Origin of the sequence: Vibrio sp. 10N.222.54.E6 (genome assembly GCF_041473955.1) — a bacterium.
GTDB lineage: Bacteria > Pseudomonadota > Gammaproteobacteria > Enterobacterales > Vibrionaceae > Vibrio > Vibrio tasmaniensis_A.
On the sequence record NZ_JBFRTD010000017.1, the window covers coordinates 445,089 to 459,577 of the forward strand.

The 14,489-nt window shown below is 43.6% G+C and carries 13 protein-coding genes; 8 read left to right on the forward strand and 5 right to left on the reverse strand.

All coding sequences use genetic code 11. The features are described 5' to 3' along the window. Positions 1–39 precede the first annotated feature (39 nt). The 5 genes from AB4513_RS12370 (at position 40) to AB4513_RS12390 (ending at position 5,356) form a co-directional block, all read left to right on the forward strand. Positions 40–1,944: a propionyl-CoA synthetase gene (locus AB4513_RS12370; RefSeq protein WP_102257282.1), complete on the forward strand. Its 1,905-nt coding sequence runs from the start codon at positions 40–42 to the stop codon at positions 1,942–1,944. A gap of 146 nt (positions 1,945–2,090) precedes the next feature. Further along, a complete protein-coding gene (locus AB4513_RS12375) occupies positions 2,091–2,537 on the forward strand; it encodes a hypothetical protein (RefSeq protein WP_102257281.1) in 447 nt (148 codons plus the stop codon). 238 nt (positions 2,538–2,775) lie between these two features. Continuing rightward, positions 2,776–3,177: a glycine zipper domain-containing protein gene (locus AB4513_RS12380; RefSeq protein ID WP_102257280.1), complete on the forward strand. Its 402-nt coding sequence runs from the start codon at positions 2,776–2,778 to the stop codon at positions 3,175–3,177. A 203-nt stretch (positions 3,178–3,380) separates the two neighbouring features. Then, positions 3,381–3,860: a GNAT family N-acetyltransferase gene (locus AB4513_RS12385; RefSeq protein WP_017100229.1), complete on the forward strand. Its 480-nt coding sequence runs from the start codon at positions 3,381–3,383 to the stop codon at positions 3,858–3,860. A gap of 83 nt (positions 3,861–3,943) precedes the next feature. Continuing rightward, a complete protein-coding gene (locus AB4513_RS12390; RefSeq protein WP_102257279.1) occupies positions 3,944–5,356 on the forward strand; it encodes an NUDIX domain-containing protein in 1,413 nt (470 codons plus the stop codon). A gap of 100 nt (positions 5,357–5,456) precedes the next feature. Here AB4513_RS12390 and AB4513_RS12395 read toward each other — a convergent pair whose 3' ends face one another. Next, positions 5,457–6,266 (reverse strand): Cof-type HAD-IIB family hydrolase, encoded by an 810-nt coding sequence (locus AB4513_RS12395; protein ID WP_017093206.1) that lies wholly within the window; start codon positions 6,264–6,266, stop codon positions 5,457–5,459. Between the two features lie 185 nt (positions 6,267–6,451). Between AB4513_RS12395 and queE the strand changes: the two genes are divergently transcribed. Further along, complete coding sequence (gene queE, locus AB4513_RS12400; RefSeq protein WP_017082671.1) at positions 6,452–7,120, forward strand: 7-carboxy-7-deazaguanine synthase QueE; 669 nt, start codon at positions 6,452–6,454, stop codon at positions 7,118–7,120. Between the two features lie 58 nt (positions 7,121–7,178). Then, positions 7,179–7,874, forward strand: coding sequence for a 7-cyano-7-deazaguanine synthase QueC (queC, locus tag AB4513_RS12405; protein ID WP_102257278.1), 696 nt, complete (start codon positions 7,179–7,181; stop codon positions 7,872–7,874). Here queC and AB4513_RS12410 read toward each other — a convergent pair. From AB4513_RS12410 to AB4513_RS12425, 4 genes are all read right to left on the reverse strand, one after another. Further along, positions 7,834–9,867, reverse strand: coding sequence for a tetratricopeptide repeat-containing diguanylate cyclase (locus tag AB4513_RS12410; RefSeq protein WP_102257277.1), 2,034 nt, complete (start codon positions 9,865–9,867; stop codon positions 7,834–7,836). The two genes, queC and AB4513_RS12410, sit on opposite strands and share 41 nt — an antisense overlap. 161 nt (positions 9,868–10,028) lie before the next feature. Next, positions 10,029–10,379 carry a DUF2750 domain-containing protein gene (locus tag AB4513_RS12415; RefSeq protein WP_017100235.1) on the reverse strand — a complete coding sequence of 117 codons (351 nt, stop codon included), beginning with the start codon at positions 10,377–10,379 and terminating at the stop codon, positions 10,029–10,031. 131 nt (positions 10,380–10,510) lie between these two features. After that, positions 10,511–11,125, reverse strand: coding sequence for an OmpA family protein (locus tag AB4513_RS12420; protein ID WP_102257276.1), 615 nt, complete (start codon positions 11,123–11,125; stop codon positions 10,511–10,513). Continuing rightward, positions 11,125–12,432, reverse strand: coding sequence for a TolC family outer membrane protein (locus tag AB4513_RS12425; protein ID WP_102257275.1), 1,308 nt, complete (start codon positions 12,430–12,432; stop codon positions 11,125–11,127). The genes AB4513_RS12420 and AB4513_RS12425 overlap by 1 nt, the downstream gene beginning before the upstream one ends. A gap of 400 nt (positions 12,433–12,832) precedes the next feature. Between AB4513_RS12425 and AB4513_RS12430 the strand changes: the two genes are divergently transcribed. Next, the coding region (locus AB4513_RS12430) for a Calx-beta domain-containing protein (RefSeq protein WP_276605434.1) at positions 12,833–14,489 on the forward strand (1,657 nt) is incomplete at its 3' end.

Here is a 14,489-nt window from a genome sequence, read left to right on the forward strand (position 1 = left end):
AGGCGCTTGGAATAATGGATAAATCATGGAGGAGGCACTATGTCTGCTACGAATCGAATGAACAGAAAAACAGATTACATCACCGAGTATCAATGGGCTAGGGAAGACCCCAATTCGTTCTGGGAAACGCAAGCACAAGCGATAGATTGGTTTGAACCACCAAAAACGATATTACAAACTGACGATAACGGTATTGAACGTTGGTTTCCTGATGGGGTGATGAACACCTGCTGGCTCGCGCTTGATTACCATTGTGAAAATGGACGAGGTGACAATACCGCGCTGATTTACGATTCTCCAGTTACAGGAAATCAATCCTCATACACTTACAATCAATTGCGTGACCAAGTGGCTAAAGTTGCAGGTATGTTAGCGACGCAAGGCGTTACCAAAGGTGATCGTGTGGTGATCTACATGCCAATGATTCCTGAAGCGGCAATGGCAATGCTGGCTTGTGCTCGACTAGGCGCGGTGCATTCGGTGGTGTTTGGTGGGTTTGCTCCTCATGAGCTTGCCGTTCGTATCGAAGATGCTGAACCGAAGGTGTTGATTACTGCCTCCTGCGGTGTCGAGATAAATAAAGTCCTGCCATATAAGCCGATGGTCGACAGGGCGATCATGGACAGTCGCTGGAAACCTGAGAAAGTGGTGGTATTCCAAAGAGAGCAGTCTCTAGCCGAGTTGAACAATGAACGCGATGTACTTTGGCAACAAGCGGTTAACGATGCCTTGCCTCACGTATGTGTGCCTGTTCTAGCGACTGACCCACTATACATATTGTATACATCAGGGACGACGGGCAAGCCAAAAGGCGTGGTACGTGACAATGGTGGTCACGCGGTCGCCATGAAATACTCGATGAGCACTATCTACGATATGCCGCAAGATGGCGTGTTTTGGGCGGCTTCTGATGTCGGCTGGGTAGTGGGGCATTCCTACATTGTATATGCGCCATTGATTCATGGCTGCACGACCATTTTGTTTGAAGGCAAGCCAGTCAGAACGCCAGATCCCGGCGCATTCTGGCGTGTGTGTGAAGAATACAACGTCGATGTTTTGTTTTCTGCTCCAACGGCATTTAGAGCCATTAAGAAAGAAGATCCTGAAGGTGAGTTGCTCACCAAGTATGACTTATCATCACTCAAGTCGATTTTCATGGCTGGCGAGCGTTTGGACCCGCCAACATTGGATTGGGTTGAATCTCATACCAATAAACCGGTTATCGACCACTGGTGGCAAACGGAGACTGGTTGGGCTATTTCTGCTAATCCAACAGGGCTAGAGTCTTTGCCAGTGAAAGCAGGTTCTTCAACGAAACCTGTACCGGGTTATCAAGTGGAGATCCTCAATGAACTAGGTGAGGTCGCCCAGCCTAATCAACAAGGATTTGTGGCTCTTAAACGCCCATTGCCACCAGGTTGTCTACCGACGGTTTGGCGCAATCATGATCGATTTGAATCTGGCTATCTGAGTCAGTTCCCGGGCTATTATGTTTCTGGTGACGGTGGTTATCTCGATGATGATGGTTACCTATTTATCATGGGGCGTATTGATGATGTGATTAATGTCGCAGGACATCGATTGTCTACTGGTGAAATGGAAGAGATCGTTGGCGGTCACCCAGCCATTGCTGAATGTGCTGTTGTGGGTATTCACGATGATTTGAAGGGGCAATTGCCACTGGGTTTAGTTGTGCTAAAAGATGGCGTGAAAGTAGATAGCATTGAACTGCAAGCTGAGCTAGTGGGTAAGGTTCGTAACGAGATTGGTGCGGTTGCATGTTTTAAGCAAGCCTTGGTGGTTGAGAGGCTGCCTAAGACGCGCTCAGGTAAGATCTTGCGTAGAACTATTCGACAGATAGCCGAAGGTGAGCAATATGTGGTGCCTTCAACTATTGATGATCCAACAAGCTTAACGGAAATTGCAGAAAAGCTCGGTAGATGAACTTTGAAGATTAGTTAATCTCTATTTGGTGCGTTTATAAACGCATAGCCAAACGTGATGGTTTACCTAAACTCTACTTTATTCATCCGCTTACCCATTGCGCTTAATATGACCTCATTATGAATCCCACATATTGAGGTCTTTTTATGCGAGCCTACCTTTTACTCATAACTTTACTTGTTAGTGGTGCTGCTAATGCTGCCATTTCAAAGAATGATATCAGCAGAACGTTGTTAGAACCCTTGAGTCATCCTAAGGTATTTAAATGCGTATCTAAGACTGGTGTCGATTTGTATCAAGCGGTTTTTGATATTGGCGTAGGGTACGAAGCTGATCCTATTAACTCGAAGATGATCGTTAATTCAAGGAAAGGTCGCTACGAATATCAAATCTTAGGCGCGGTAAGGTCTGAAAGAGCCGGTGAAATTGTCGTGTTGACTCGTCATGTGGGAGACGGTGTTAAAGTTGCCGCTATGATTAATGACGAAAATGGCAAGATACTGGGGATCGGCGATAAAAATCATTATCGAGATTGCGGTGTTAGGCCACCACCTAGTGCAGATAATATGCAAAACTTTTGGTCCAAAGGCTAAGAGCGACATCTGAAAGAGAATAATTATAGAGAAAGAGCGATTGAGGCGACCTAATTGGTCGCCTTTTTTGTTTGTCAGGCTAAGGCGAGCTCAAAGATATATATCAACAAGCACTTATGCGATGGTTGAATGATATATAACTGAACATGATGTATCGTCTAAACGTGGCTTTATTTATCTCATTAACGGTTCTGCTTAAGATGGCTCTACTCCAAACGAAGAACTAAGCGAGACTCCTATGAAATTCACTAAACCTTTTCTTTTAGCGACACTGATTGTGACTCTTTCTGGTTGCGCATCACCAGCAATGGATAACGAAAATGAGAATGCTGCACGTAATCGTGGTGCTGTGGGTGGTGCTTTATTAGGAGCGACAGCAGGCACTCTAACTGGAGATGCGAGTTTAGCCGTAAAGGGCGCTGCATTAGGTGGCGTGACCGGTGGCGTTGCGGGTTCAATGAAAGATACGGACGATGCAAGAAACGCACAACGAACCCAAGTTACTGCTGACGGTCTAGCGCAAGACAATCGCACCGATGCAGAAAAACGAGTTGCTGAAGTTGAGGCTGAAATTAAGCTTATTGAATTGGAACAACAACTTGCTGATCTCAAAGAAGAGAAAGAAGATAACGGTGCATAAATCTGAAGCTACAGCAAAAGCCATAGCTTCTATATTCGTTTAATTCAAAATCATTCAAACAGAATGGCCACGTAATGTGGCCGTTTTTGTATCTAAAATACACACTTCAAACAATGAATTAATTCAATAACTTGTATAGATACTCACGCCAAGTAAACTAGACTCAGTTTAGATATTAATTTGGTTTGAGAAGCGCAATAGTCATGAATGTCACCTTAAGGGCTGCAAAGCACACGGATTTGGAACAACTTAACGAGTTAATGTTCGATCTCCACCATCACCACCACCTTGCAAGCCCAGAGCATTTTAAAACGGCCGAAGAGATTGAGCAGGAAAAAAGCATTGCACGTTACCTAGATGATCCTGAATGCTTAGTCTACGTGGCATTAAAAGGTGAACTCATTGTTGGCTTTATCTCCGGACATTTTTGTGAGCTTATCTCAACGGTGAGTAAACCAGTGCCGATGGGGAGTGTCGATGAACTGTTTGTCTTGCCTGATTATCGAAAAGAATCGATTGCTGAAAAGTTGTTTAGCAAAGTTGAAGCGACTTTTGATGATTATGGGGTTGAACAAGTCTTTGTAGAGGTTTGGGACTTTAATTCGCCTGCCAAGGACTTCTATCAAAAAATGGGGTTCACACCTCACATTCAATGGATGAGGAAGGCTTTGCACAAAACGTAGACAGCGATTTTGTGTGGCTTTGATTACAATAGACTCGTGTATTAGCAGTCTTAAATTTCTTCTCTTATTTTTAGGTAAACTCGTTGGTTATTAGATATTTTTTCGTTTTCATACTGTCTCTTTTGAGTACTACTTCCGCTTGGGCTAACAACACTTTGCCCGATCATATCGCGGGCGCTTTGTGTGTAGTACGTGCTGATAACCAAATCGTGTTGGTTGATGAATTGATCACGGGGCAATTGTCTCTACCGGGAGGCACTGTGGTTTCTGGTGAGCCGCCTGCCATCGCAGCGCAACGAGAAACTTGGGAAGAGGCGGGCTTGTCCGTGACGGTCGGTGATGTGTTGGGATATACCGACAGTGCCGTTGTGTATGATTGTGTCTCTGACTCTGAAGTGATCAGTTTTCAAACTCGAAATGAGCTAGGTGGTTTTGAACTACCTATCTGGTTTGCTCCTCATTATGGCGTGGAAGTTAGTAGAGCGATGTTACTTCCTCCCACTGAGTTGGAAGCAAAGCAATATCGTTACCCAGAGCAGTGGTCAGAGATTAATGAGTTGTTTTTATCTGCGACAGATCAACCTGTGACGTATGTGACTGAGCTGGTGGGCGCGGCACCCCAAGTCCATCAAGTTGAACTAAATTGGATTGTGTCGCTTCAAAACGTGTTCGATAAGATGCCAAGCTTGTTTGCGAATACTGTACTTTTAACTGACTCGTTAGCGAAGCCTTGGGTTTTCATCGTGATATTGCCGCTAATTGCTTGGCATTTTGGCCGTAACTTCGCGTTGAAGTTTGGCTTCACTTTGATCTCGGTGACATTGCTCACTCTAATCGCCCACCAAGGGTTTGGTTTTCCACGTCCGCATGCTTACTTGCCAACGTTGAAGCTAGTGATGAGCAGTGGGTATAGCTTTCCAAGTTTATTGGCTGGCTTGTGGGTGAGTTTAACCTTGTTAGTCTTTTGGAAACTAAAGCGCCTCTTGGAGCAAAAATCGATTTTGATAGTGCTCGCGGGCCTACTGTGGATTATGCTATTTACGTCTTATTCAGGCAGTGCGTTCTTTAGTGATGTCTTAATGGGAGGCGTATTGGGCGCGTTAACGACTTGGCACATCGTGAGATTAGATGCGAAACCTGATGTTGATATTAGTGCCTTATTAAGCTCTAAAGGTGTCTGGTGGGCATTGTGCTTACTGTCGATTGTTCTCACGGTGATATGGCCACTGCCAACATTCTCTTTCTGGGTAGCAATTTTGATGACGATTGCATGCTTAGTAACGTTAACGGATGCGAAGCCTTTGGTCGGCCAGTTCTCATTCAAGATTGTATTTGGAGTGATGGCTATGTTGTTAGCGGGGAATCTACTGATTAGCTGGGCTGGAAGTTTCGTCTCATTCAGTGGCATCGCTTCATTTATCGTTGAGACCTTACGTTTCCCAATATTGATTCTGTTTGGTGTGGTGGCATTTCGTCTGCCATGGAAAAGAGAGTAAGCGAGTCGACTAACACAAAATCAAAAAGGCTGTGCAGTGCACAGCCTTTGTCATTTCTGCAACAAGCAAAAAGTAATTCTCATTAGAACCTGTTCAGCGTTTATGAGTTGAAAATAAACTTCTCAATCGCGACCGCTACACCATGGTCGTCGTTGCTCGCTGTGATGTGATCCGCCAGTTTCTTGGTTTCTTCCATTGCGTTTTCCATTGCAATGCCAAGGCCAGCGTATTCAAGCATATGATGATCGTTTTCAGCGTCACCCATGCAGATTACTTCTTCTGCTGTAATACCCAAGTGCTTAGCTATCGCCTCAATACCGACACCCTTGTTTGAATTTGGGTTTAGGAACTCTAAGAAGAATGGTGCACTTTGCACGATAGTAAATTGAGTCTTAAGCTCTTGTGGCAACTTGCCGATGATTTCAGTCAGCTTGCTTGGTTCTGCGACAATCATAGTTTTGATGATTTCGTGGTCATCTTCTAGTTGAGAAAAGTCGAACTCGGTAATCTCTAAGCCATTAATACGCGCTTCAATAGCTGTGTACTCATTGTTTTCAGGCGTGATTAAGCCATGAATCTTGCTGAATGCATGAACATAACCACCAAGCTGTACAGCGAGGGCTGCGATCTCTTTCGCGGCTTTACCATTGCTGATCTCACTATGAATGAGTTCTTTTGTAGAGACGTTTTGAACCATAGAGCCGTTGTAGAAGAGCACAAAGTCATCTTCGCCGTTGATTGAAAGCTCGTCTAACTTACTCTGCATGCCTTCTAAAGGACGACCAGAAGCCAGAACCACTTTCACACCTGCAGCGCGTGCTTTGGCAATCGCGTCTTTGTTCTCTTGAGAAATTACTTTATCACTGTTGAGCAGTGTGCCATCCATATCAAGAGCAATCAGTTTGTACATGTTGTTCCCTACTAAAAAATTAAAAGCTAACGAAATCTAATGGGCGAAAGGATAAGGGAACTTGAAAGTTCAGGCTAGGGCTTTGATCAACTCATTTATCAGTACTCATTTGTTTGACCAAAAGGGGGAAGTGCTTTAAGGTCTGCGGTTGATTAATTTCATCAAATGATTGAGCTGAGGGAAAGTTGTACAAGATTAATGAAATGTTTGAAACCATTCAGGGCGAGGGCGTGTTTACTGGCGTTCCCGCTGTTTTTGTTCGTCTGCAAATTTGCCCAGTGGGCTGTTCTTGGTGTGATACCAAGCAGACCTGGGAAGCGTTGCCAGAAGATGAAACCAGCCTTGGCGATATTATGGTTAAGACAGAAGATTCACCGACTTGGTCAGCAATCGATGCTCAAGGAATCGTGAATGAATATATCAAGCAAGGTTACACTGCTAAGCACATTGTGATTACTGGTGGTGAGCCATGCATTTATGATCTTGTTCCTCTTACTGAAGCATTTGAGCAGCACGGTTGTCGCTGTCAGATTGAGACCAGCGGAACATCAGAAGTAAAAGCCACACCGGACACTTGGGTTACGGTGTCACCAAAAGTCGCAATGAAAGCCAAGTTGGATATTCTTGATAGCGCACTCGTTCGTGCGAATGAAATCAAACATCCTGTTGGTACAGGTAAAGACATCGAGCAACTAGATGCTCTTATTGCTAGAGCCGATGTCCCTGAAAATACAGTTATTGCGCTTCAGCCGATTAGCCAAAAAGAACGCGCAACTCAGCTTTGTATTGATACCTGCATTGAGCGCAATTGGCGCTTATCAATACAAACTCACAAATATTTGAGCATCGCATAGGTTGTATTTTTACTGGACAAGATAAGTCGCTAGTAGAAGGTTCTCGTAAGGATTTAAGATGAAAAAAGCAGTTGTAGTATTCAGTGGTGGTCAAGACTCAACAACGTGTCTTGTTCAAGCATTAAAAGAGTATGATGAAGTTCATGCGATTACGTTTGATTATGGTCAGCGCCATAGACTCGAGATCGAAGTTGCTGAGTCATTGTCGAAAGAACTTGGTGTGAAAGCGCACAAAGTAATGGATGTGACTCTGTTGAATGAACTGGCTATCAGCTCTCTGACTCGTGACGATATTCCTGTGTCTCATGAGTTGCAAGAAAATGGGCTGCCGAACTCATTCGTTCCTGGTCGTAATATTCTGTTCTTAACTTTGGCAGGTATTTACGCGTACCAAATCGGCGCTGAAACTGTGATTACTGGTGTGTGTGAAACAGATTTCTCAGGCTACCCTGATTGTCGTAATGATTTTGTGAAAGCGATGAATTCTGCGCTTGTACAGGGCATGGATAAGCAGCTTGATATTAAAACACCGTTAATGTGGTTAAACAAGGCTGAGACATGGGCGTTAGCAGACCAGTACTCAGCACTTGAGCTTGTTAGAAACAAAACACTGACTTGTTACAACGGCATTGTTGGTGATGGTTGTGGCGATTGCCCTGCATGTGAACTGCGTAAAGTTGGCCTTAACGATTACCTAGGTGATCGCGAGGGTATTATGGCTGATTTGGTTCGTAAACAGGCTGAGAATAAATAACACCAGGTGAGTCTATTGGGTCGTTATAAGCATCGATGATGCAGTTTCGACCATTACTCTTCGCTTGATAAAGTGCTTGGTCAAGAACCGAGTACAAGTCATCAAAGTCACTTAATGCGTTTGAGGTTGCTAGATAAGCAAAACTCGCGGTTACATTAAGTGGCTTTTTGCTTTCTGATAAGAAAACTGCACTCGAAATAGCATAATGTAACTCCTCTACACGCTCTTGTACTTCAGCTGGTTTTGTATCAGTAAGCATAATCAGAAATTCTTCGCCGCCTAAGCGCCCGAACAGCTCACCTTTAATTAAATGTTGTCTTATTTGCTGACTTATATGAACGAGTGCTCTATCACCAGTAGGGTGGCCATATTGGTCATTAATTTTCTTGAATTTATCTAGATCGAGTAAAACGAGAACATGTTGTTTTTCTGTTCCTTTACAGGCTTTGATACGCTTGACTCTTCGTATTATCTCGGTGCGACTATACGCCTTTGTCATGGCATCGATTGCTGCTTTCGCACGAATGGCTTTGTTTGTGAAGATCATAAAGCTAGCCGCACACAGCAATAGAATAACAATGATGTTATACACCATCCTTTGATGTTCCATCTTTTCGATTTGAAGTCGGTCTAAATTTGCTTGATGTCTCAGGAAAGAACTCTCTAGTTCTTTTTCGTACCGAGCATGAGCTAGATCTAGTGCTTCAAAAGCTAACCTGTTATCTATATCTCGGGTTTCGAACTGTATTAAGGAGTATCGCTGATAGAAATAGAAAGCTTGCTTGTAATCGCTGAGTGTCTGATGAATATCAGATAGTTGAAGTAGTGCTTGAGCGGTGTACTTATGTCTTGTGACTTGTTCGGATAGCTCCAAAGCTTGTTGTGCATAATTGAGCGCTTCCGTTTTAAGTTTTTGGTCTTCGAACATATCGCTGATTGCCAAGAAAGCGTTGATTCGAATGACATCGTTGTTTAGCTTGCTTGAAGCTGATAGAGACTCTACTAAGTAGTCTCTCGCCAAATCATAGTTCTTCGTCTGCGTGTATGCTTTTCCTAAACCAAGAGTTGTTAGCGCAATACCGTAGCTATGAGGTGATGTAGTCAACAGTGCTTTTGCTTTTTGAAAGTGATTAATTGCTAGGTCACTTTGTCCTTGATTAAGGTAAAGATCTGCAAGGCTATGATGAACTTGTGCTTTCATCAAATCAGAAGCATCCGATCTCAGAGCGAGTGCTTCTATGAGGTACTCAGCCGATTTATCATATTGCTTTAACTCTTTGAGCAAATTACCCACATCGTTATAGATCCCCGAAATATCGTGTCCTTGTGGGAACACGCTTATCAGTGATAGGTAAGTATCTAGCGCGGCTTGATAGTCGCTGCGGAAATGGTGATTGTTAGCGATCACTCGATAAGTGCCAAATTTTGGTAATACAGGGTCAGCAATGTCATGCAAATCCGACTGAAGTGCAGAACAATAATAGTTCGCTTGATGATATTTAGCTTGCTCATTGAGAGAACGACATAATTGATATTTTAATAATGCTCTACCTGTAACATCGTTGATTGATTGCATTTTTACTAATATGGACAAAAAGTCTTGCTGAGCTTCTTTGTACTGACCTTGTCCATCATTTACTAGGGCATTAATAAACGCTTGTTCTATTGCTTGGTAGTCACTGTCGTTTGAAGCGATTCCATAAAACGGTTGATCGCGCTGGCTCATGTATTGATATAGCAGTGCCGATAGGTAGAGCTTATCCCCGTAGGTTGTTGAGCTAGTGTAGCGTGTTTGCAGCATGTTCAATGCGCGCGAAGGGGAATGAGTTAGAGTCGACAGATAGAGTGCGTTCCAATCAGCATTTGGAGTTGTGTGGGGAGCTAATGCCGAGGAGCTAATTGTTGGATAAGATTCATGATCCAATGTTGATGCTTGGCTAAAAGAATAAAGATTGATGAAAAGCAAAAAGGCAATGAAAATGAAGTGAATCACGAGATAATATCAATCAGATAAAGAACGATATTCTATTGTTAGTTTGATGTTGCTTCAATTTTTTTGGTAGGTTGATGGTTTTTTATGTGAGGTAAATCTCTAATTCTCAATGGCTTATTATGGGTAACCGGTCGTACGCTATGTACGACCGATCTTGGAAGCTAGATGTATAATTTCGCTAGATCAGAAGGCTCTAGTTCTTTGCCTTCTAATGTTGCATTCCAGTTAGTACCAACAAGAACGCCGTCTTCAGCTAGAGTAAGTAACCAATCTTCTACAAAGATATCTAGTGGAATTTCTAATACTTCGAAATCAGCCCACTCTTCGACATTGTGAGTCTGAGCATCTTCTTTTGAAGACCAGAACGGCATCACTTCACTGTTTTCGAATTCACTTGAATCACATGCTAGCCAACCTTCATCGTTGCGAAGGCCCCATACCAGTTTAGTTTCTTGCGTTTCAGAAACGAAAAGTTCTAGATTTGCTTGAGTATCAGCGGTTAGTTTGCTCATGAATAATTTCTCTATGTTGATAACAAGACAAGATTAACATTATACAAGGGGTAGGTATATGGCGATCAAGGAATTATAAGGATACTGAAACGCTTACCAAACGTTTCAGCATGGTTTGAGTGCGGTAGAATCTATTTACCGATTTTAGTAAATATATGCCACTCTTCTTTAATGTTGCCTTTAAATCCGACAACAGAAGCTACAACTTTTCTGTTCAGTGCATGATTAGTTTCGGTGTCATTATCACGGAAGCCGACATCACCGTAACCTACGGTATAGGCTCTAGACGGTGGAATTCCATTGCTGATAAGTGCACGCCTTACATTGTCCGCTCGCTTTTCTGACAGTTTCAGGTTGTGTTCAGCATTACCCACTTTACTGGCATAACCTTGAAGTTGGATACTGGTATTCTCGTAACGTTTTAGAAACGCAGCCATTTGACGGATTTGGCCCAGGAATACAGGTTTGATTTCTGCAGAGTCATTAGCAAACAAAATATGAAGTTCTTTTTGTTCACTAGACTCGAAATACGAGCCACAGCCATCATTATCTATTTCAGCGCCTATTTGTGTGTCTATACATAAATCGCGAGCGTTGATAACACCATCATTATCATCATCTTCGAGATCATAACTTTGTGTGGTGCTAGGAAGAGCACGATAAGTGAATTCATCATTTGTTTCAGCCATGATGTTGGAAGAAGCAACCACGAAGCATAGCGGGAGTATCGTTTTGAAGAGCTTCATTAATATTCTACCTTTTCGTTCCATTCTTGAGGGGTCTCAACACGTAACCCTGTCAATAAATTACCTGTCGCATTCATGACTCTGTATTTTGCGTATTGTACGTCATACTTAGCATCCAAAAATCCCTTACGGGCTTCGAAGAGTTCATTTTCGGTGTTAAGTAAATCGAGAAGAGTACGCTTACCAATTCGGTACTGTTTTTCGTAAGAGATAACGGTATCAGATGCTGAATCTACGTGATCTGACAAGAAATCTTTTTGCTGGACGGTTAAGTCAAGTGCGCTCCATGAAAGGCGTAAGCTTTCTTCTACATTGCGGTAAGTACTCTCACGTAGGTCTTTTGCTTTGTTAAGTTGATAAGCGGCACTTTCGGCACGGTCTTGATCGGCTCCACCGTTATAGAGATTGTACTTTAAGCGAAGCATCGCAGAAAATTCATCGCTGCTGCCTTTCGTACCACCTGCATCATCACGCCACCTTTGAGCGGCTTCAAAAGAAACAGTCGGGTAGTTGGTACTCTTAGACTGTTTGTATTGAAACTTCGCTGAATCTACGTCAGCTTGTGCAATTTTAATAACTGGGTGTTGGTTAAAGGCTTTTGCCAAAGCACCGTCGATCGTATAAGGAATAGAACCTGCATCTGCACGTGGATATACCAAGCCTAGTGGGGCTTGGCCAACAAGGCGTTTGAATTGAGTGTGGGCATCAAATAAATTATTTTGTGCTGCTAGCAAATTACCATGCGCTTTTGCAATACGAGCTTCTACCTGAGACATGTCTGCCGTAGATCCAATGCCTGAATCAACTCGTTTCTTGATATCTATATAGATATTTTTGTGCGTCGCCAGATTGTTTTCAGAAAGTGTAAGCACTTCATAAGCTTTAACGGAATCAAGATAGACTTTGGTTACTTGCAGTGCAATATCTTGAGCGCTAGATAGCAATTGATAACGGACAGACTCTGCATCAGCAGCGGTACGATCAATGTCGTTAGAAGTATTCGCGCCATCCCAAATGAGTTGTGTCAACGTAATTGCTGCTTCTTTACGCGTTAGATCTGTTGAGCTCGAATTCGTCGCCAAATCTGTATATTCGTAACCAATGCCACCGTCTAAATCTATACTCGGGCGGTAAGCTCCACCAGAAGCATCGTTAAGGTAACGTTGACTAACGTACTGGTTATATGCCGCTTTGATTTCAGGGTTACTTTCTAAAGTAAACGCGACGGCTTGCTCTAAGGTTTGTGCGCTAGTCGGTAAACTGAGTGCAATAGCCAACCCTAATGTAGTCGTTTTAATCCAGTTCAATTTCAATCTCCCAAAAATGGAGTATCACCTAAGTTTGTCGCTTTTAAGCTTGAATATATCAAATTTAGATGAACCGCCAAAAAAATAACGAATGCCCAATGAGCATTCGTAAATGGTTGTAAAGTTGTTAACCGATCGTCGTACAATTTAAGTCGATTTTGAGTACTTAAATTTGATTTGAGTGTTTGGGTTATCTTTCCCTAAGACAATAACTTATATGGAAGTTTTCGTCATCTTAATTATCACTCAGTGACCGTTATCATTCGTTTACATTGTAAGTTATTAAACATGCAATTCATAGCTAGGAATTATATGACATTAGATGTTATATTGTCACTAGATTATAGAATTGATGTCACTATTTTGACGTCGCGAACAGAAAATGAGCTTAGGGATTTATATGGACATGACAGTATTGAATGCGAGCGGTGCATTAGCATTAGGTCAACGCATTGTTATTTCGATAGATGGCACAATCAAGGTCCTAGAAGACGGACAGCCATTACAAGCTGGGGATGTCGTTTTAGAATCCCAAAATGCAAATTCTGAATCTCAGATTTCAGTTAAGCGCTTTACGCCACAAGGAAAAGATGGCGATGAAGTCGATCTTGACCAAGACATTGAAAATATTTTTGCCGCTTTAGAAGAAGGGCAAGATCCTACAGAGTTAGGCGAAGAGTTCGCAACTGCTGCCGGTGTAAGTGGATCGAGCTTAGTGAGCAGTGGAACCATTGAACGAGATGGTGACGAAACTATCCCAGTTACCGAATTTGTAACAACTGGTTTCGAAGGCTTGGGTTTGTCCCGAACTCAAAGCTTGAGTTTGCTTGATCTATTCCGCTCAGTTGAAGTCGAGCCAACAGTAAGTATTGAAGACAGCCAAATTATCAATGAAGGCTCAACAGCAATTTTCGACGTAAGTTTAAGTAAAGCTTCGTCAGGCGATGTTAGCGTTACGCTAGAGACGTTATACGGAACTGCAACAGCGGACGACATCACAAGTGTTGTTGTGAAAGATGCCGCGGGTAACGTAGTGACACCAAACGCTGACGGTTCTTACACCGTGCCAGCGGGTGAAACTAAGTTAGTTGTTGAAGTCGCGACCAAAGACGACGGTACGTACGAAGGCGATGAGAAACTGAGCCTGAAAGTGACGGGCGCGACGGGCGTAACAGGCACTGGTACGGGTGAGCTAACCATTAAAGATGATGGCACCGGTCCTGTAGACCCAACCGATCCAACTCCGCCAGTGAATCCAGATGATCGCCCAAGTGTGAGCATCGAAGACAGCAAAGTTATTAACGAAGGTTCAACCGCGAGCTTCGATGTCAGCTTAAGCAAAGCTGCATCCATCGACGTCAGCGTAACGCTAGAAACCCTTTACGGCACAGCAACAGCGGACGACATCAACAGCGTTGTTGTGAAAGATGCCGCGGGTAACGTAGTGACACCGAACGCTGATGGCTCTTACACAGTCAAAGCGGGTGAAACTAAGTTAATCGTTGAAGTCGAGACCAAAGACGACGGCACATACGAAGGTGATGAGAAACTGAGCCTGAAAGTGACGGGTGCAAACGGCGTCACGGGTACGGGTACGGGTGAGCTAACCATCAAAGATGACGGCACAGTCCCGGTTGACCCAACCGATCCTACTCCGCCAGTGAATCCAGATGATCGCCCAGCTGTGAGCATCGAAGACAGCAAAGTTATCAACGAAGGCTCAACCGCGAGTTTCGATGTGAGCTTAAGTAAAGCTGCGTCAGTTGACGTGAGCGTTACACTAGAAACCCTTTACGGCACAGCGACGGCAGAGGACATCACGAGCATCGTGGTGAAAGACTCGGCAGGTCAGGTTGTGACGGCGAACGCAGATGGCTCTTACACAGTCAAAGCAGGTGAAACTAAGCTGGTTGTTGAAGTGGCGACTAAAGACGACGGTACGTACGAAGGTGATGAGAAGCTGAGCCTGAAAGTGACGGGCGTGACGGGCGTTAACGGCACGGACACCAGTGACTTAACCATCACCGATGACGGCACCGGTCCGGTCGACCCAGGCA